This is a genomic window from Streptococcus tangpeifui (assembly GCF_044503215.1).
GTDB lineage: Bacteria > Bacillota > Bacilli > Lactobacillales > Streptococcaceae > Streptococcus > Streptococcus tangpeifui.
Genome location: NZ_CP172427.1, coordinates 485607 through 503909, shown reverse-complemented (window position 1 = coordinate 503909; position 18303 = coordinate 485607). Strand labels below are relative to the sequence as shown.

General features: G+C 41.6%; 19 protein-coding genes. 2 read left to right on the top strand and 17 right to left on the bottom strand.

Annotation, left to right across the window (positions count from 1 at the left end):
* Positions 1–21 precede the first annotated feature (21 nt).
* The 14 genes from ACFSN5_RS02465 to rplK form a co-directional block, all read right to left on the bottom strand.
* A complete protein-coding gene (locus ACFSN5_RS02465; RefSeq protein WP_165209129.1) occupies positions 22–972 on the bottom strand; it encodes a sensor histidine kinase in 951 nt (316 codons plus the stop codon).
* Entirely contained in the window at positions 969–1637 is a 669-nt protein-coding gene (locus ACFSN5_RS02460; protein ID WP_165209126.1) for a response regulator transcription factor, read from the bottom strand. Before ACFSN5_RS02460 ends, ACFSN5_RS02465 begins: the two co-directional genes overlap by 4 nt.
* Before the next feature lie 130 nt (positions 1638–1767).
* Positions 1768–3726 (bottom strand): ABC transporter permease, encoded by a 1959-nt coding sequence (locus tag ACFSN5_RS02455; protein ID WP_165209123.1) that lies wholly within the window; start codon positions 3724–3726, stop codon positions 1768–1770.
* Position 3727: 1 nt separating this feature from the next.
* Positions 3728–4480, bottom strand: coding sequence for an ABC transporter ATP-binding protein (locus tag ACFSN5_RS02450; RefSeq protein ID WP_165209120.1), 753 nt, complete (start codon positions 4478–4480; stop codon positions 3728–3730).
* Positions 4481–4704: 224 nt separating this feature from the next.
* Positions 4705–5394: a methionine ABC transporter permease gene (locus tag ACFSN5_RS02445; protein WP_165209117.1), complete on the bottom strand. Its 690-nt coding sequence runs from the start codon at positions 5392–5394 to the stop codon at positions 4705–4707.
* On the bottom strand, positions 5394–6455 hold the full coding sequence (locus ACFSN5_RS02440) for a methionine ABC transporter ATP-binding protein (RefSeq protein WP_165209114.1): 1062 nt from the start codon (positions 6453–6455) through the stop codon (positions 5394–5396). The genes ACFSN5_RS02445 and ACFSN5_RS02440 overlap by 1 nt, the downstream gene beginning before the upstream one ends.
* A complete protein-coding gene (locus ACFSN5_RS02435) occupies positions 6448–7821 on the bottom strand; it encodes a M20/M25/M40 family metallo-hydrolase (RefSeq protein ID WP_165209111.1) in 1374 nt (457 codons plus the stop codon). Before ACFSN5_RS02435 ends, ACFSN5_RS02440 begins: the two co-directional genes overlap by 8 nt.
* Positions 7822–7998: 177 nt before the next feature.
* A complete protein-coding gene (locus tag ACFSN5_RS02430) occupies positions 7999–8889 on the bottom strand; it encodes a MetQ/NlpA family ABC transporter substrate-binding protein (RefSeq protein WP_165209108.1) in 891 nt (296 codons plus the stop codon).
* 165 nt (positions 8890–9054) lie between these two features.
* A complete protein-coding gene (locus ACFSN5_RS02425) occupies positions 9055–9888 on the bottom strand; it encodes an amino acid ABC transporter substrate-binding protein (protein ID WP_165209105.1) in 834 nt (277 codons plus the stop codon).
* A 166-nt stretch (positions 9889–10054) separates the two neighbouring features.
* Positions 10055–10915 carry a CvfB family protein gene (locus ACFSN5_RS02420; protein WP_165209102.1) on the bottom strand — a complete coding sequence of 287 codons (861 nt, stop codon included), beginning with the start codon at positions 10913–10915 and terminating at the stop codon, positions 10055–10057.
* Positions 10916–10976: 61 nt separating this feature from the next.
* Positions 10977–11534 carry a ribosome recycling factor gene (gene frr, locus ACFSN5_RS02415; protein WP_165209099.1) on the bottom strand — a complete coding sequence of 186 codons (558 nt, stop codon included), beginning with the start codon at positions 11532–11534 and terminating at the stop codon, positions 10977–10979.
* 22 nt (positions 11535–11556) lie between these two features.
* Positions 11557–12288, bottom strand: coding sequence for a UMP kinase (gene pyrH, locus ACFSN5_RS02410; RefSeq protein WP_004226566.1), 732 nt, complete (start codon positions 12286–12288; stop codon positions 11557–11559).
* Between the two features lie 149 nt (positions 12289–12437).
* The gene (gene rplA, locus ACFSN5_RS02405) at positions 12438–13127 is read right to left on the bottom strand and encodes a 50S ribosomal protein L1 (protein ID WP_165209096.1); all 690 of its coding nucleotides are present in this window, start codon (positions 13125–13127) and stop codon (positions 12438–12440) included.
* Positions 13128–13222: 95 nt separating this feature from the next.
* A complete protein-coding gene (gene rplK / locus ACFSN5_RS02400) occupies positions 13223–13648 on the bottom strand; it encodes a 50S ribosomal protein L11 (RefSeq protein ID WP_165209093.1) in 426 nt (141 codons plus the stop codon).
* 178 nt (positions 13649–13826) lie between these two features.
* Between rplK and ACFSN5_RS02395 the strand changes: the two genes are divergently transcribed.
* Complete coding sequence (locus tag ACFSN5_RS02395) at positions 13827–14186, top strand: DUF3397 family protein (RefSeq protein ID WP_165209090.1); 360 nt, start codon at positions 13827–13829, stop codon at positions 14184–14186.
* 177 nt (positions 14187–14363) lie between these two features.
* Here the strand turns inward: ACFSN5_RS02395 and ACFSN5_RS02390 are convergent, their stop codons facing one another.
* Positions 14364–15617 (bottom strand): NRAMP family divalent metal transporter, encoded by a 1254-nt coding sequence (locus tag ACFSN5_RS02390; RefSeq protein ID WP_165209087.1) that lies wholly within the window; start codon positions 15615–15617, stop codon positions 14364–14366.
* 217 nt (positions 15618–15834) lie between these two features.
* Between ACFSN5_RS02390 and ACFSN5_RS02385 the strand changes: the two genes are divergently transcribed.
* A complete protein-coding gene (locus ACFSN5_RS02385) occupies positions 15835–16665 on the top strand; it encodes an exodeoxyribonuclease III (protein WP_165209767.1) in 831 nt (276 codons plus the stop codon).
* Positions 16666–16808: 143 nt separating this feature from the next.
* Here the strand turns inward: ACFSN5_RS02385 and ACFSN5_RS02380 are convergent, their stop codons facing one another.
* The gene (locus ACFSN5_RS02380) at positions 16809–17546 is read right to left on the bottom strand and encodes an ABC transporter permease (protein ID WP_165209084.1); all 738 of its coding nucleotides are present in this window, start codon (positions 17544–17546) and stop codon (positions 16809–16811) included.
* A 1-nt stretch (position 17547) separates the two neighbouring features.
* Positions 17548–18300 (bottom strand): ABC transporter permease, encoded by a 753-nt coding sequence (locus ACFSN5_RS02375; protein WP_165209081.1) that lies wholly within the window; start codon positions 18298–18300, stop codon positions 17548–17550.
* Between the last annotated feature and the right edge of the window lie 3 nt (positions 18301–18303).

Sequence of the window (18303 nt, the reverse complement as noted above, 5' to 3'; positions counted from 1 at the left end):
CTTGGCCATTGTGATATAGAACTATGATTTTGTAATTCTGACACTGGTTCCCTGACCGACTTGGCTGGTTATTCGGATAGAAAGCCCTAGACTGTCTAATATCTGCTTGGTCATGTAAAGACCAAATCCAGTGGCCTTTTGGTGCTCATGCCCATTATAACCGGTAAAGCCTTCATCAAATAATCTTGGCAAATCTTCTTGTAAAATACCTATACCTTGATCACTGATTGTCACCCCTTGATCAGTCATTATAAATCTGATTTGGCTATTGTCCTGAGAATATTTAATAGCATTGTCCAGGATCTGAGCTAGGGCAAAAGTCAGCCATTTTTTATCTGTCTTGATCTGCCAATCACCCTCAATGGACACCGATAGATTTTTAGAAAGACAGAGTGTCCGATAGCTCTTAACAAGATCGACAGCTATCTCACGCGCCGAGATAAGTTCAAAGCGAAAGTCATCATTATGCCGGCTGAATTTAAGGTAGGCCAGTAAGGTATTGAGATAGTGCTGCAATCGTTGAAGCTGCTGCTCGACTTCACTCTTGTCCAGCTGCTGGGTTTGAGCCATGAACGATAAGGCAGAGATAGGAACTTTCATCTGATGGGACCACATTTTTATCATAGATTCCAACCGATTGCGTTCTTGAGCCGCATCCAATAAAATCTCAGCCTCTTTGGCCTTTAAATCAGCGATAATCGCCTGATAGGCTCGATCACTAGGAGACTGCCATCTTTTAAAATCCGCCGGCTCAAAATTAATTGTAGTATTATTTAGTTGTTGTAGCTTACTATAAAAATGGGCATAAAGCCAGAGACTAAACCCTAACAAAATAACGATATTTAAAGCCAGACTATTGATAAAATACTCCAAAGGCAGGTGATAGAGCCAAAAAGTTAGACAAAACAGACCAGCTATAAGGCCATAAATCAAGTACCAAAGGCCGTATTCTTGTATGTACTTCCTAATCATTTGAGTAAATACCCTACTCCTCTCACCGTATGAATATGATTAAACTCTAAAGGGCTTATCTTTTTACGCAGGCGGGTCATATTAACACTCAAGGTATTCTGATCAATAAAACTCTCGTTTTCCCAAAGCTTTTCCAACAGTTCTTCCTTAGAAACAACCTGATCCTTGTGAGACAGTAAAATAGCTAAAATCTTATTTTCTGTCGGTGATAAGGTAACCTGCCTGTCACCATTAGACAAAAGGCCGTCACGTGTCAGACTAAAATCACCTATCTGCAAAACATCAGCCGTAAACTGCTGGGCTCGGCGTAGAAAAGCTGAGATTTTAGCATCCAAAAGGGGCAGTGAGAAAGGTTTGGCAATAAAATCGTCACCTCCCATATTGAGAGCCATGACCATGTCCATCTCATCATCACTGGACGATATAAAAATAATAGGGACAGTCATAGACTTGCGAATCTCTGTTGTCCAATAAAAGCCATTAAAATAAGGCAAGGTAATATCCATTAAGATGAGATCTGGTCTAAAATTTTCAGCTTCTTGACGGACATCACGAAAATTACGGACACTGGCAACCTGATACCGGTCTGATAGATGCTGGCTAAGGAGCGCTACGATGGTCGAATCATCTTCAACCAGATAAATTTTCCCTTTGGGCTGATTCATAAGTATCCTTTCTATAGCTGGCTCTTGCAACGAGACTACTAGTCATTTTAACTCATTTTAACATAAAAGGACCTGAGTCGAAACTATCGACTGGGTCCTTGGACATTTAATCCTAATAATCAGTTACTCTTCAGCGTTCAATTAGACGATAATAGGTGCGGCTGGTCAGGCGGTAGATGATAAAGTAGATTAAGGCGATAACCGCAACCGTTATAACGCTGACAAGGTAGACCAGATTGGAACTGGTCACACCGAAAACTTGAAGCATCTGCTTGAGCATGGGAATAGCCATCACAAAGTGCAAGGCAGCAAAGGCCAAAGGCATAAAGAAGACGAGGATAATTTGTGAATTGATGGTCTTTTTTACCTGTCCTTCACTCATACCGACTTCTTGCAAGATACGATAAGATTTCTTGTCTTCATACCCTTCAGAATACTGTTTGTAGTAGATAATCAGAGCCAATCCTAGAATAAAACTGCTACCTAAAAGGACACCTGTGAAGAGCAAACCGCCAAAAATCTGGTAACCTTCTGCTAGAGAGGCCTCGCGTGTGTCCAGATGCCCCGCATTTGCATCTTTACTCTGACCGATACCGATGCCATCTGGTGCAACTTTTTTTATTTCCCTATCAGACAGATCCAAGTAGGCCGTATACGTTTCACTCATTGTTGTCATCTTAGATAAATAGGGCTTATACGCTGCTACTATAGCTTTAACTTCTTGACGGTCAGCGACGACCAGAACGCCTGGATTATAGGTCGTAGCAACGTCTGGCATTTGCACAGCTTTAAAGTTCTTGACGATATCATAATGCCGTCCTAATAAATCGAGGGTTTTTAGCCGACTCTTCCCCTTTTGAATATAGAAAGCTGCCTGCTTCTTTTTTAGGTGGGGGAGATTATTGCCTAGTCTTCGGAAATCCTTCTGCGTCAGGACATAGACAAACCCTTGTTGACTAACATCCTCTAGAACATCCTTATCGGTTACACGCACAGATTTTTGAGTGCTTAGGGGCATAAAGATCAGGTTCGTGGTGTAGTCAATAAGGTCCTTATCCGATTTCTCCAGTTTATCTAAGACATCAGCCTGCAAGCGCTGCCGTCCTTCGCCATGCTTAGTGCCATAGGTAATTCTGACGGATTTTGGAAAAGTCTCTCTGGCCACATTTTGAGTATTACTGTAGAGGGATACTGTCGTTCCGATGGTGACCAGAGCCATGACCGCCAACAGGGTAATACTGGCTAGACCTGTTGCATTTTGCTTCATGCGAAAAATCATCTGCGAGGTGGTGACAAAGTGCTCAGGTTGATAGTAATAAGTCTTGTTTTTACGGCGGTGTTTGAGGTACCAGGTCATAAAACTGATATAAAAGAGATAGGTCCCAGCAATAACCAATAGCACAGCGATAAAGAAACGGTACAGTACTACGAGAGCAGCAGAATTGGTAGATGTTAAAGCGAGATAATAAGCCCACCCAAGTGATAAGAGTCCAGCTGCCGCCAAAATAATATTGCCTCTAGGTTCTTTTTCCCCCTGCTCCTGCTTACTAAAGAGGTTGAGAGGGGAAGACTTTCTGATATGCCAGAGAGCTGTTAGCTCCAAGATCAGAAAGATCCCTGCAAAAATAAGAACAGTAAGAATAAAAGGCAGAACGGTCAGCTTTAAATTAAGCTTGTCATAATCGATGATATTGACAAAAATGAGATAGAGAAACTTTGAGAAGACAGCACTGAACACCGATCCCAGAATAATTAACCCCAAAAAGATCATTCCTAACTCCAGCGTCGCTATCACTCCAACTTGAGCTTTATTCATACCCAGAATATTATAGAGGCCAAACTCACGGCTGCGCTGCTTGAGTAAGATTTTATAGCTGTAGCGCTCCATGATAAGAGAAAAGATGGTCAGGACAAAAATGCCTAAAACCAAGGTAGTGGCCCCAGTGTTCATTCCTTTCCCCATAGGACTGAGCAAAATCAGCCAAGAGGAACATAGCAAGGAGAAGAGCAGGAGGCTAGCCAGCATGAAGGGACCATACTGACTCATAGAGTTTTTGAGGTTGCGAACAGCCATTTTGAGATAGAACATCCTACTCACCTCCTAACAGGGCTGACATGGCTAGCGAGATTTCCTTACTAAAATCTTTATTACTCTTATCACCACGGTAGAGCTGGTGGAAAATCCGGCCGTCCTTGATGAAAAGCACACGTTTAGCATGACCTGCGGCATTGGCTGAGTGGGTGACCATAAGCAAAGTCTGACCATCTAAATTAATAGCTTCAAATAGGTTGAGCAGGTCTTCAGAATTGCGGTAGTCTAAGGCGGCTGTCGGTTCGTCAGCCAGCAAAACCTGCGGATTGGCCATCAGGCTTCTAGCCACTGCTACTCGCTGCTTTTGCCCACCAGACAGTTCAAAGGGGCGTTTATCCAATAAATCTTGAATTCTGAGTACAGGAGCCAGATCATTTAAACGATGATTCATTTCCTGATAAGACTTACGATCCAAAACCAAAGGCAAAAAGATATTGTCTCTTACAGACAGAGTATCCAGCAGGTTAAACTCCTGAAAGACAAAACCTAAATTTCTGAGGCGAAAGCCAGCCAGCTGACTCTCCTTGATTTTGGTAATATCCTGACCATTGAGCATGACTGAGCCCTCTGTTGGCTTCTCCAAAGTCGCCAGAATATTCAAAAGCGTGGTTTTACCAGAACCTGACTCTCCCATGATGGCGATAAATTCGCCTGTATCGACCTTAAAATCAACATCCTGCAAGGCATGGGTCTCTTCCTTGGAAAAGCGTGTACGGAAAATTTTCTTGAGATGATTAATTTCTAACAGCATGTGGTCTCCTCTTTTCTATTTATTATAACTTAAGTACCAGCCAGCTTAAAGCTGAATTGGCCTAACAAGTTCTTTGATCTTTAACCATCTTTAGTTTACCGAAAATTTTCCCCTTGAACCTTACAATCGTTCTCTACTTTCTTACAATATTGTAAGAAAGTAAAAAAGCACCCCACCGCTGGATTCTCATCCAGACAAAGCAGGGTACTCTTCTTAGCTGTTTATTATTTATGACTCAACTTTCTTGTTAAAAAGTCACCAGTAAACTGAATGATAAAAATTAAAAGAAGGATAAAGATAGTCGCTACCAGAGTGATATCTCCTTGGAAACGCTGATAGCCATAAGCAATGGCCACATTTCCCAAACCGCCAGCACCAATGGCACCAGCCATGGCTGTTTCTCCAACCAATGAAATCAAGGTAACAGTAGAAACACGAATGAGCTCAGGAAGACCTTCACTGAGATAGATCTTGATGATATCCCATAGTGTTGCGCCGCTAGCCTGTCCTGCTTCAATCACCCCTTTATCCATTTCGGAAAAGACCACCTGAACTTGGCGGGCAAAGAAGGGGAAGGTAGCTGCTGAAAGAGGAACCAAGGCGGCAGTCGCACCAAGCGTTGTCCCAGCGAGAAAGAGTGTGATACCTGATAAGATTGCCAGCAAAATAATAAAAGGAATCGCACGGAAAATTGAAACAATCTTATCCAGCACCCAAAAGACTGGTCGATTTTCAATAACACCGCCTGGGCCCGTCAAAACGAGAAAAAGACCTGCAACCAGTCCCAGAGAAGCCCCTATCAAAAAGCTCCAAAAGGTCATGTAGAGAGTTGCCAAGATAGCAGACCACCAGCCTAAATCACCAGACCAGCCCAACTCATAGGCATTGGGTAAATACTTTTCAATCAGCTCCATTATTTCCTACCTCCCTTTAAAATCGTAACAGATACATCTGCCTCTTCAATAACTTTTAGAGCAGACTCAACCTGTTGACCGGACAGTATCACGACCATCTCCCCAACAGGCGTGTCTCCTAAAATTTCAATATTGGCGTAAAGAATATTGGCCGAAACCTCATAGTCCTTATAAAGCTGATTGAGAAGGGGCTCATCGGTCGAAGCTCCAGCATAACGCAGTAAGACCAGACGATCATTTGTTCCCAGATTCTCAACCACCTCTTGACGATTAATTTTAGCCAAGGCATCATCAATCCCCGTTGCTGTTTTGATAAAATCCTGCGTCAAGGCTTCCCTAGGATTAGAAAAGATTTCCAAAGTGGATCCCTCTTCAATCAAAGAACCATTTTGCATGACAGCTACCCGATTACAGATATCTTTAACAATCTGCATTTCGTGGGTAATCATAACGACTGTCAAGCCCAATTTCTTATTCAAATCTTGTAAAAGAGCCAGAATTTGCTTGGTTGTCTTGGGATCGAGAGCTGAGGTCGATTCATCGGAAATCAGAATCTTTGGATCATTAGCCAGCGCACGAGCAATGGCCACCCTTTGCTTTTGACCGCCAGATAATTGAGCTGGATAATTATCGGAGCGATCTGCCAATCCCACCAATTCCAACAGTTGGTCAACCTTTTTAGCCTTTTCTTCCTTGGATAAATCTGAGTGGCGTAAGGCAAAAGCGATATTTTGCCTAGCCGTTTTTTGAGCCATCAGATTAAAATGTTGAAAAATCATTCCGATTTCACGACGTTTCTGCCGCAATTTAGCAGAATCCAAGGTCACCTTTCCCTTATCAAATAAGGGATCGCCAGCAACTTGAACCTTTCCTGCTGTAGGAATCTGCAAGAGATTGATGGCCCTGACTAAGGTGGACTTCCCAGCACCAGAGTAACCAACGATTCCGTAGATATCCCCTTGATTGATGTGGACCGTCACGTCCTTAACGGCCTCAATGACTTTTTTCTTTTGATGGAAAGTAATATCAATATGATCTAATTGAATAATAGTTTCATTCATATGATTTTATTAACTCCTTAACTAGTTCAATGTGAGTATAATAATCTGCAATCGAAATATTTTCATCTCCGGCATGATCTCGACTGTTAGCATTTCCTAAGCCAAAGGCGACCATAGGAACCTTAAGAGCCTGATGAATCATCTTCATAGGGCCTGTCCCAGCAGCTGTCGGTAGGACTGCTAGACCTGCTGGATAGAATCGCTTAGCCAAATCAATCACACGAAGAATAGGCTCAGCCGACATATCAGAACGATAGCTTTCCTCCCCTAAAGTGTAGGTTACTTGGACAGCATCAAAGCCATGCTTGAGCAGATGACGCTTAATTTTATCAATAACAAATGCCGGTGTCAATCCGGGTACCAAGCGCATCTCCATCTTGGCTTGAGCCGTTGACGGAATAATTGTTTTGACACCTTGGCCCAGATAACCTGAACGGATTCCTTCCACACCAAGAGCAGGTTCGAAAAAGTAGCGTTTCAGAAAAGCTTGTCTATCTTCTAACATAACAGGTAATTCTAAGCCATATAAATCTGTCAGACCTTTTCCATTTTCGATAGCATATTTTTCGACCAATTCCAATTCCCTTTCTGTCGGCTTTTGAACCTGATCGTAAATACCATCAATCAAGATACGCCCTTGATCGTCACGCATACTGTCAATAGCCCTAAGAAGGTACCAAGTTGCAGACTCAATAACACCTCCAAATTTTGAATGGATATCAACGCTAGCACTTTTCACAGATAAATCAAAAGTAACAATGCCCTTATTGCCACCAGTAATCTCCAGCTGCCCCTTGGCATTTTTAATCCCCTGTTCCCAGATTAAAAAATCAGCAGGCAGAAGGTCTTCTCTATGCTTAGTCAAGTACTCTTCTAAATCCGTTGAGGCTGACTCCTCAGCTCCTTCCATCATGAAGGTTATATTAAGGGGTAAGGCACCCACTTCTGCCATATACTGACACACAGCCGTCAGGCGAGCAATAATGTGTCCCTTATCATCATCAACACCCCGGCCATACATATACCCGTCCCTGAGGCTCAGTTTAAAGGGATCCTCTGTCCAGACCTGATCGGCATCCGCTGGGACCGTATCATAGTGATTATAGAAAATAAGGGTCTTAGCCTGAGGATTAGGGCTCTTAAACTTGGCAAGCACCAAGGGCGCCTGATAACTCTCATCAACCAAGACCTCCCCTCCAGCTTGAGAAAAAATATCCTTTAGATAGTTAGCCACTTCTTTCAAGCCAATTCCTTGAGCAAAGATAGATTTTTTGGCAATTAGTTTTCTCAAAACCTCAAGATACTCCTGAGCAAGTTTATCATTCTCAAACTTCGCTATTTGCTCTTTCTCATTTGATCCCATCATTTTGATCTCCTCTACTTAAAATACTAAGCCATTCTCAATAGAAAATAGAAAGTTAACACAGATGCTGCAACATCTAAGAAACGTTATCTTCTTCTGCAGAGTCATAGGCGTGTTCCATTAATAAAAAAGAAGCTGAAAACAGTTACGATCCAGCTCCCCTTATTTATCATCTAGCCTTTAGTTATTACCGGATGATGCTGGTTTTGGAGCACCCTTCCATGCAGCCCGATCAACACCATGAGTGGACTTGTTAATCAATTTTGCAATCTTATCAGACTGGTAAATTTTAACCAAAGTCTTAATAGCATCAGCTTTGTTTGATTTTTTCCAATCCTTCTTAGCCGCAATAACATTGACCCAATCTTTAGACGTTGCATCAATTTTTTCCGTATACAGTGTCGTCTTGTAATCAATCTTACCTTCCTGAGCATAAGCATTATTGATAACCGCAGCGTCTAAAGACTTATTCTTGAGATTGGTAACCAACTGTTCAGCACTAACCTCTGTGATATCAATATTCTTAGAATTTTCGGTAATATCTTTCAAAGTTGCTAGGTCACCATTCTTGGTAGAAAGCTTAATCAAACCAGCAGCCTGAAGCAAGAAGAGAGCACGACTTTCATTTGAAGCATCATTAGGAATGGCAATCTTAGCACCTTCAGGTAGATCTTTAACATCTGAGTATTCTTCCTTACCAGATGAGGTTGTTTTAGAGAAGAGGCGGATTGGACTGATTAGGGTATCCCCTACCGCTACCAAATTCCCCTTATTTTCCTTGTTCCAGTTATTAAGGAAATAATAATGCTGGAAGGCATTGACATCGACCTGACCAGTCGATAGGGCCTTATTAGGTTGGTTATAGTCTGTAAATTGAACATACTTGATGGTGATGCCTTTCTTAGCCGCATCCTTTTTAACCTGATCCCAGACAGGTTTCGTCGTATCATCTAAAGTCATAATCCCAACCTTGAGTTCATTTTTACTATTTGATTTAGAACCACAGGCAGTCAAGAACAGAGTCGCCGCAGCTACTACCGTAATGATACCAATAATCTTTTTCCACTTCATATAGAAGACCTCTTTTCTAATTATCGTGAATTTATTATCCCACAAGGATAGACTGCTTTCAAATTGTTTATTATTGTATAAACTTATAGTTAATAACTATATCGCTAGCATCCGAACATGAGCGACTTTTAACAAAAAAGGAGGACTGACCTCCTTTATGACGATTTATTTTTTAGCAGGTACCTTCATTTCCTTGGCTGTAGGAATATAATCTTTATTGCCTAAATGCTTTTCTGCTAACTTCGCTAAGGTACCATCCTTCTGTAGCTTTTCTAGACGCTTGTTGACATAGCTTTGCAAATCCTTTTGATCGCTAGAGAAAACGAAGTAGATAAATGGTTTTTGCTCAGAAGGTACATCAATGGTCTTCAAATTTGACAGATTCTGACTCTTAATAACTGAATTAACAGTCGGAGCATCAAAGAGTTTAAAATCAAACTTACCATCATTCAAGCTGCCTAAGATCTGAGTAACATCTTCTTCTGTATAATTGATGTCAACCGGATTATCACTGTGCTTCTTATTATAGTCTTCTAATTGTTTAGCGGTCGTTGTCCCTTGAACAACTTGAGTAGAATGACCAGCAATATCATCGTAAGATTTAATATCACTATCCTTAGGCACAGTCAAAACAGTTGGAGTTGTTCCTGTTGGCTCAGAATAGAGATACTTCTTAGCGCGATCAGTAGAGTAAGAAATGTTGTTACCGCCCATTTGATATTTGCCAGAATCCAACCCAGCAAAGACTGATGACCATTCAGTTTTCTTGAACTCAACCTTATATTTATCAGAGCCCTTAAAAACGGCCTTGGCCACTTCAATATCGTAGCCAGTCAAATTACCGTTCTTGTCTTCATAAGAGAAGGGAGCGGTAGTTCCTACAGTTGCAAAATTGACAGTCTCTTTTCCACCAGATGCTCCCTTAGAACTGCAGGCTGCCAAAATGGCAACAGAGGCCACAGCTACGGCACCTAATTTCACAATATTTTTAAGTTTCATAAAAAACTCCTTACAATTTTAATTGTAAACTCATGATATCATCTTTAAGCTAGGCAAACAATTATTTAAAACTTATCAAGCGATAGACAATTTTTATCACCCTTTAATCTTTCTCTATCAGAACAATCCGAACTAAGAAAAAGCCGAGCCAAAACGGCTCAGCCCACTAACCTTTAATCAGTTCTGTCCCAGTTGGATCCTGCTTTATCTTACCACTTTTCATGAGCCCCCCCAAAGCCTTCTTGAATTGTCCTTTAGAAATACCGAAGGTCGCTTTAATATCCTCTGGAGAAGATTTATCATTCAAGGTCATAAAACCGCCATGACTTTCCAGATAGACCAAAATCATCTGAGCATCATTTTCCAGCATCTCAAAGGAGCGTGGCTTCAGCGAAAGATTGAGAGTACGATCAACGTGACGGTAACCAATGACACGCGCTTCCAGCTCCTGACCAAGACGGGGCTCTGAATAACGTTCACTCGGATGGATAAAGCCCAGCATGTTATTATCAGGCAGGTAGACGAAAGTTCCTGACAGTTTGAGACGATAGACGATGGCCCGCAACTTCTCATTCTGCATATTGTCGTAAGCAGGGCCAGCCATCTTTTGGAAGACTTCTGCTTGAGCTGGGAGAGCCCAGATACGGTCCTTTTTATCAACCTCTAATTTTACATAGAGCTTATCCCCTTTCTTAGGCCAAAGTTCCTTGATATCAGGCAAGACATCTAAAGAGACCACAACTTCCTTATCAGGCAGGCCCGTATCGAGGAAGATACCTAAATCTCTACGGACATTGGTCACCACACCCCAGCCATAGCTATCCTGAGTAGCAGAGACCTTAAGAGTTGTCAGGCGAAGCTTTTGACGCTGGTCTAAGTAAACAAATCCTTGAATCATCTGGCCCAGTTGGTACTCCCCTTCCTTTTTATCCAAGGCTAGAGTCAAGCCATCTTTTTGCACATAGTAATAGTGATCATTTTGGTCTGTCACCATAGCTGTGATCGTTTTTGCTAGTAAATTGTTCATCTTATTTCCTCATTGACTAAAAAGGTCCGAGACGCTCTTGTCCCAGACCCCCTCAGTGCCATTAAACGGTTAGCAATTCTTTTTCTTTTTCGTTGGTCATGCTATCAATCTTCTTGACAGCTTCATCGGTTGCTTTTTGGATATCCTTTTCCAATGACTTAAGTTCGTCTTCGGTAATTTCCTTAGCCTTCTCTTGCTTCTTAGCCTCATCCATAGCATCACGGCGGATGTTACGGATAGCAATCTTAGCATTTTCACCAACCTTTTTCACTTCCTTAGCCAGCTCTTTACGTGTTTCTTCGGTCAAGGACGGAATAACTAAGCGAATAACAGAACCATCATTAGCAGGGTTAATACCGAGGTCTGATTCATTAATCGCCCGTTCAATATCTTTGATAGAGTTTTTATCAAATGGTGAAATCAAAAGGACACGAGCTTCTGGTACTGTGATAGAAGCCAATTGATTGAGGGGAGTTGGAGCCCCATAATAATCCACTTCGATGCGGTCCAAAAGGCTAGCGTTTGCTCGACCAGCGCGGATAGCTGAGAACTCACGAGCCAGTGACTCATGCGAGTGTTTAAAACGATCGTTTGCTTTATCAATAATTGAATTTGCCATTATACTTTTTTCCTTTTCTTCCTTAATTTGATGATTTGTTAGAAACAGTTGTGCCGATGGATTCCCCAAAAACGACGCGTTTGATATTGCCAGATTCGTTCATATTGAAGACAACCAAGTCAATATCATTGTCCATAGACATTGTAGCGGCTGTTGCATCCATAATCTTGAGACCGCGTTTGATAACTTCTACATGAGTCAATTCATCAAACTTGACGGCATCAGCATTCTTGCGGGGATCATCATTGTAGACACCATCAACACCGTTCTTAGCCATGAGAATGGCATCAGCTTCAACTTCGGCAGCCCGGAGAGCTGCAGTTGTATCAGTCGAGAAATAAGGAGAACCAATACCGGCACCGAAGATAACAATCCGCCCTTTTTCCAGATGCCGCAAAGCTCGACCGCGAATGTAAGGTTCTGCCACAGATTGCATAGCAATAGCCGTCTGCACACGGGTATCAACACCAACCTGCTTGAGACTATCTGCCATAACCAAGGCATTCATGACCGTTCCCAGCATGCCGGTATAATCAGCCTGAACCCGATCCATACCAGCCGCTGCCGCTGGTTCGCCCCGCCAGAGGTTACCGCCACCAATGACCAAAGCAATTTGGATCCCTAATTCATGCACTTCAGCGATTTCCTTAGCCATAGCTTGGACGGTTGGCAAATCAATGCCAACACCTTTGGAACCCGCCAAGGCTTCACCAGAAAGCTTAATTAAAACGCGTTTATACTTGGGTTCTACCATTATTCCTTCTCCTCATATTTTATCCCTACTATTTTATCATAAAAGAAAGTTTTCTCCTAGCAGTTTAAAAAATAATTCTACTCAAAAAATTCTTGAACAACTGTAAAAAAAAGAGACTGGATATTCCAATCTCTTTTGACAATAAAACATTAAAGCGAGTTATTATCTACCTTAATTCCCACACCTTGAGTAGTGGTAATAGCAAGGTTAGTGATGTAAGCACCTTTAACAGTTGCTGGTTTAGCTTTCACGATCACATCATTGAAAGCCTTGAAGTTTTCAACCAACTTATCAGCATCAAAAGATACTTTACCAATGATAGCTTGTACGTTACCAGCCTTGTCAGCACGATAAGTAATTTTACCGCCCTTAGACTCTTCAACGGCTTTGGCAACATCCATCGTTACTGTACCAGTCTTAGGGTTTGGCATGAGGTTACGTGGTCCAAGGACACGTCCAAGGCGACCAACAATCGCCATCATGTCAGGTGTTGCGATAACAACATCGAAGTCTAACCATCCATCATTGATTTTCGCAACAAGATCATCTTCACCAACAAAGTCGGCACCAGCAGCTTTCGCTTCTTCAGCTTTAGCACCACGCGCAAATACAAGAACGCGCTGTGTTTTACCAGTACCGTTTGGCAATACCATTGCCCCGCGAATTTGTTGATCAGCTTTTTTAACATCAATGTTAAGGTTGTAAGCAACTTCCACTGTTGCGTCAAATTTTGCAAAGTTTGTTTCTTTTGCCAATGCTACAGCTTCTTCAACGCTGTATGCTTTTGAAGTATCTACCTTCTCCAAGGCAGCACGCATTTGTTTGCTTTTTTTAGCCATGTTATCTATTCTCCTTGTGTTATGTGGTCCTATCGATTTTCATCTTCCACACCGTCATCGAGATCCGATGATATCAGGTGCAGCCCGATTCACACTTAATCAGTAACAGTGAATCCCATTGAACGTGCAGTCCCTTCGATCATACGCATAGCTGATTCGATGTTGGCAGCGTTCAAGTCAGGCATTTTTGTTTCAGCAATTTCTTGCACTTGTGCACGTGTTACTGAAGCAACTTTTGTTCGGTTTGGTTCACCTGAACCTTTTTCGACACCTGCAGCCTTTTTCAAAAGAACAGCAGCTGGTGGAGTTTTAGTGATGAAATCAAATGATTTGTCTTCATACACAGAGATAACAACTGGGATCAGCATACCAGCTTGGTCAGCTGTACGAGCATTAAACTCTTTAGTGAATCCCATGATATTGATTCCGGCTTGACCAAGTGCAGGACCAACCGGTGGAGCTGGTGTAGCTTTACCAGCAGGAATTTGAAGTTTTACGACATTTTCGACTTTTTTAGCCATTTGTAATTTCCTCCTTTGTGGTTTTGGCGGTAAGGAAAGATTTTTACCTCCCACAAGTATATCTGGATAACCAGACACACCTTTAATATTATACAGAAATACGCTGATTTTGCAAGGATTTTTGACTTTTTCCTTAGAATAAGTTTACTTTATTCTCTAATCAGGATAAAATAGTCTTATGATATATATTCTCGCAATTCTTTACTTCTTTTTAGTCCCATTTTTAGCCCAATCACTGGTGCGTTATTTCGACCTCAAACGATTTAGTATCAAATTTCCCGACCTCTCCTTGCCCTTCTTAGCTTGGGCTATTATTCATTATTCAGGCACTTATTTTACCCACAGCCTCTTCCCTCAGTATCTCCTGATGATGTGCCTCTTGGCTGTTGCAACATGCCTTTTCATTGTCCGTCGTAATCGGAACAGCAGGCGGAAAATATTCTCTTACCAGCGATTCTTCAAGCTGTTTTGGCGGATGGGCTATCTGCTAACTGCCATCTTCTACATTGTTACAGTCATTTTGATTGCCCTTCGATAAGATAAAAAAATCGGACATCCAAAAGGAAATCCGATTTTTCTATGCTGTTCACTTGTATTCAATATCTTAAATGTGAGGGTGAGACAGACGGCCATGACGGCTTTGCCCTCATCCACAAAGTATTGTAATTTGGGAAGATTACGTATTAGAGATAAGCCTTTTTCCCGACTTCTTGTCTTAAATATGGCCCGTCAGCCAAGCAACAATAAAGAAGATAGCAAATCCAAAGAGATAAATCAAACCTGCGATAGAGAGCCACTTGAGCCATGAGGCAATTTTATGACCGTCATTAATAACCAGCTTATAATTGAGATAAGCAAAGAAAGGTGTGGTGATAAAGGAAGCAATCATGGAGAATCTTACCATATTAGCCACATTTCCGGAGAAAAAGTAAACAACAATAAGACCGATTGCTGCAGTGGCAGTCATCCAAATATTAAGAGCCTTTTGGGATGAATTTTCTCTGTCTAAAATCAAACGCAGAGTTTCATTATTAGCTCGAGAATATCCATCAATAACGGTGATAACTGTACCAAAAATACACAAGAAAGCAATCAGAGCAATCAAGAAACGAGCCCAATCTCCCAAAACGGATGTGTACATCTTAATAAATTGGGCAATATAAGGAGCCGAAGCCCCTTGAATAGCCTTGCCTGAGCCAAATTGAATCAAGGCTCCCAAAGCAAGGAAAATCAAAGCCAAAATAGCTGTTCCGATGTAGCCCACATTAAAATCGAAGAGACCGTCCAAATAGGACATCTTAACGCTCTTTCGTTTTTCTGCTGACCACATAGAATTAATAGCAGAAATTTCAATTGGAGCTGGCATCCACCCCATTAGAGAGACAATAAAGGGCAAGGCCGCTAAACGCCAAGGCGTGGGGGCTACAAAATTAGGAGCATATTCACGGTGTTTAAACATAGCAATCACGACTGCTGCTACCGTCGCCAGAGTTAAGGCCGTCATGACCCATTTAGCCAAGCCGTCTAGGAATTTATAACCGCCAATTAAGAGCATAGCCCAAATTAAGACAATCAAAATGGTAGTCAGCTGAGAAATACTCAGACCAAAGCCATTTGGAAAAATATTATAAAGGATGGCCGCACAGAGAATACCAACAGCTGCTGTGTTGACAATAGCCGAAAAAACATTCAGGATAAAGAAAACCCAAAGAGTCAGTTTTCCCCGCTCTGCATAACCTTCAATCAATGTTTTACCAGTCTGCATGGTATATTCCGAACCAAAGCGGAAGAAAGGATACTTAAAAACATTAATCAAGAGGATAACAATGGCCAACTGCCAGCCATAAATAGCACCGGCTTGAGTTGAAGAAACGATATGGGAACCACCGACGGCCGCTGAAGCCATCAAGATTCCAGGTCCCATAGCCCTGAGTTTTGTCTTCCAAGTGGATGTCACTTGTTCTGTCATAAAGCTACCTCGCAATTCCATAATTTTCTGACTTTTCTGTCAAATGTGCTTCCTATTATAAAGTCTTCTAAAACTACTGTCAAGACTATTTTTGAAATTTTCTGTAAATTTTTGTAACTTTAACAGGTTTACTTCTCATGACCTATTCAGCCAAATAATTCACAGCCTGCTGACCAATCTGCTATAATAGAGGAAATTTGAAAAAAAGGATATGACTATGAAACTTATTTCTTGGAATATAGATTCGCTCAATGCAGCTCTAACAAGCGATTCAGCTCGGGCACTTCTTTCGCGTCAAGTTCTCGATACACTTATTGCACACGATGCAGATATCATCGCCATTCAAGAGACAAAACTATCAGCCAAAGGACCAACCAAAAAGCATATACAAGTCCTAGAGGATTATTTCCCAGACTACAGTCGTGTCTGGCGCTCATCTGTCGAACCCGCTCGTAAGGGGTATGCAGGCACCATGTTCCTCTATAAAACCAGCCTGCCAAAACCAGTTATCACTTATCCAGAAATAGACGCTCCTTCCACCATGGATAGTGAGGGGCGGATTATTACCTTAGAATTTGATGACTTCTTCGTCACTCAAGTCTATACCCCAAATGCCGGAGACGGGCTCAAACGCTTGGACGAACGCCAGATATGGGATCAAAAGTACGCCGATTACCTAGTCCAACTTGATGCCCAAAAGCCTGTCCTTGCTAGTGGTGACTACAATGTCGCCCACAAAGAAATTGACCTCGCTAATCCCAATAGCAACCGCCGTTCTCCCGGCTTCACCGACGAAGAACGTGAAGGCTTCACGAACCTGCTTGCTAAAGGCTTTACCGATACCTTCCGCCATGTGCACGGAGATATCCCAGATCGCTACACTTGGTGGGCACAGCGCAGTAAAACCAGCAAAATCAACAATACCGGCTGGCGCATTGACTACTGGCTGACCAGCAACCGCATCACCAATAAAATTATCAAATCTGATATGATCGACTCGGGCGACCGCCAAGACCACGGACCGATTTTGCTGGAGATAGAGTTATAACATTCCATATAGAAAAGCCACCTATACAAAATGGTATGGTGGCTTATTTGTATTATTGAAGTTAATGTTTATTACTATTAACACGATAGACCTTACTATCCATAGAAATAAAGTGCCTCACATCTTATCTTCCTATTGAACCATTAGGATACTATTTTTTTAAGATGACGAATCTGTAAAAAGCTAGCTCCTAAAACAAGTAACACAGTATAGAGAATCAGTCTCAGCCATTCAAAACTTGTAATCTCTGGATTAACAGCAGTCATCTGATTCATGGAAGCGGCCAGTTTAGCAAAAGGGAGCACATAACCTAATTCTGGGACTATATGTTGCGCCGTTAAAATAAATCCAAACACACCGATCACCATAGCTAGGGCAACAGGTGGAGCAAAACTTTTGATCCGCAAAGACAAGTAGGTCTGAATAGCAACTAGTGATACTGAAAAAAGGCTAGCTAAAATGGCCCATAAAAGCAGGGGTGTTGGAAAAGCCATCTCAAATTTAAAGAGGAGCCCACTGATGGCATAAAGACTCAAAAAATATAATTGCGATATTAAAATTAAGCCAAAGGCAACGATTATTTTTGCCCAAACAATACTAGAAAATGAGTAAGCAGATGTTAAAAGAAGTTTTAAACTATTACGCTTGTGCTCACTATTCCAAATATAGGCGCACACAATACCGATCATACCTGGAAAGAAAAAACTTCCGTAGAAAAGATAAACTTGGGTCCATAGGCTAAGCCATTCTCGTTTAAGAACTCCAATATTACCAGCAAAATTAACACTGCCATAAACAACTGATAAGAGTGGCAGAACCAAAAGTGGTAGCCAGAAACGAGCTCGTCGCAGTTTTAGCAGTTCAATCTTTATTAGAGCCATCCTAATCACCAACCTTTACATGTTTGCCTAATTGAAAGAGAACAATCCCAAGAATAAGAGAAGCTATAAGAGGAAAAGCATTGAAACTTCTCAGATGTCCAATAAATTCACTGCCCACCCTCTCCATATCAACTGATATTAAAAGGCCATACCAACTGTAAATCCAGATATGAGCAAATCCTTTAGAAATAAAGAGAACAAGCAGACCAACCAAAGACCCCACAAGAGCAATTGATAGACTGATGAGCTGATTGCTCCATTTTAGAGATAAAAGGTAGTGCAAGAGGAGCACTACGGCTGACACCAAAACCATAGAAAAAGCAAAAAGCCCCAGACGCGCCAGTGGAATATTGACAGTAAACCCATGAATTTTAACCAATAGCAGGATGATTACCCATTCAATAACTTGAGATACTAAGTAACAAAGGTAAATACAGGTAAATTTAACGGCGTAAATAGAACTATAATGGACTCCGCTGCTGTAAAGCATCTTCCACATCTTATGACGATTTTCCAATTGCACCGCCATACTGGCTAGACTAGCCAATATAATCGGAGCAGAAATAATTTTGAAAACAGCATTGTTGTCAAACACTTGATAAAGTTTTACGATATCCCCTAGTTGGTCCGCTCCTTTTACCCGAAAGATCACAAGGGCACAGATGGCAACATTTATGATAACAGAAAGTCCCAGCAAACGCACAACAGGCAGACCATGATATTTTCGCATTTCTATCTGAAATAATTTTTTCATCGT

What these genes read in the sequence shown, in the direction of transcription:
- ACFSN5_RS02420 (WP_165209102.1), bottom strand. Translation starts at nt 10,915, where the DNA reads ATGAACAATTTACTAGCAAAAACGATCACAGCTATGGTGACAGACCAA.
- ACFSN5_RS02445 (WP_165209117.1), bottom strand. Translation starts at nt 5,394, where the DNA reads ATGGAGCTGATTGAAAAGTATTTACCCAATGCCTATGAGTTGGGCTGG.
- ACFSN5_RS02455 (WP_165209123.1), bottom strand. Translation starts at nt 3,726, where the DNA reads ATGTTCTATCTCAAAATGGCTGTTCGCAACCTCAAAAACTCTATGAGT.
- ACFSN5_RS02465 (WP_165209129.1), bottom strand. Translation starts at nt 972, where the DNA reads ATGATTAGGAAGTACATACAAGAATACGGCCTTTGGTACTTGATTTAT.
- ACFSN5_RS02440 (WP_165209114.1), bottom strand. Translation starts at nt 6,455, where the DNA reads ATGAATGAAACTATTATTCAATTAGATCATATTGATATTACTTTCCAT.
- ACFSN5_RS02375 (WP_165209081.1), bottom strand. Translation starts at nt 18,300, where the DNA reads ATGAAAAAATTATTTCAGATAGAAATGCGAAAATATCATGGTCTGCCT.
- ACFSN5_RS02390 (WP_165209087.1), bottom strand. Translation starts at nt 15,617, where the DNA reads ATGACAGAACAAGTGACATCCACTTGGAAGACAAAACTCAGGGCTATG.
- ACFSN5_RS02380 (WP_165209084.1), bottom strand. Translation starts at nt 17,546, where the DNA reads ATGGCTCTAATAAAGATTGAACTGCTAAAACTGCGACGAGCTCGTTTC.
- frr (WP_165209099.1), bottom strand. Translation starts at nt 11,534, where the DNA reads ATGGCAAATTCAATTATTGATAAAGCAAACGATCGTTTTAAACACTCG.
- ACFSN5_RS02430 (WP_165209108.1), bottom strand. Translation starts at nt 8,889, where the DNA reads ATGAAGTGGAAAAAGATTATTGGTATCATTACGGTAGTAGCTGCGGCG.
- pyrH (WP_004226566.1), bottom strand. Translation starts at nt 12,288, where the DNA reads ATGGTAGAACCCAAGTATAAACGCGTTTTAATTAAGCTTTCTGGTGAA.
- ACFSN5_RS02435 (WP_165209111.1), bottom strand. Translation starts at nt 7,821, where the DNA reads ATGATGGGATCAAATGAGAAAGAGCAAATAGCGAAGTTTGAGAATGAT.
- rplA (WP_165209096.1), bottom strand. Translation starts at nt 13,127, where the DNA reads ATGGCTAAAAAAAGCAAACAAATGCGTGCTGCCTTGGAGAAGGTAGAT.
- ACFSN5_RS02395 (WP_165209090.1), top strand. Translation starts at nt 13,827, where the DNA reads ATGATATATATTCTCGCAATTCTTTACTTCTTTTTAGTCCCATTTTTA.
- rplK (WP_165209093.1), bottom strand. Translation starts at nt 13,648, where the DNA reads ATGGCTAAAAAAGTCGAAAATGTCGTAAAACTTCAAATTCCTGCTGGT.
- ACFSN5_RS02460 (WP_165209126.1), bottom strand. Translation starts at nt 1,637, where the DNA reads ATGAATCAGCCCAAAGGGAAAATTTATCTGGTTGAAGATGATTCGACC.
- ACFSN5_RS02385 (WP_165209767.1), top strand. Translation starts at nt 15,835, where the DNA reads ATGAAACTTATTTCTTGGAATATAGATTCGCTCAATGCAGCTCTAACA.
- ACFSN5_RS02450 (WP_165209120.1), bottom strand. Translation starts at nt 4,480, where the DNA reads ATGCTGTTAGAAATTAATCATCTCAAGAAAATTTTCCGTACACGCTTT.
- ACFSN5_RS02425 (WP_165209105.1), bottom strand. Translation starts at nt 9,888, where the DNA reads ATGAAACTTAAAAATATTGTGAAATTAGGTGCCGTAGCTGTGGCCTCT.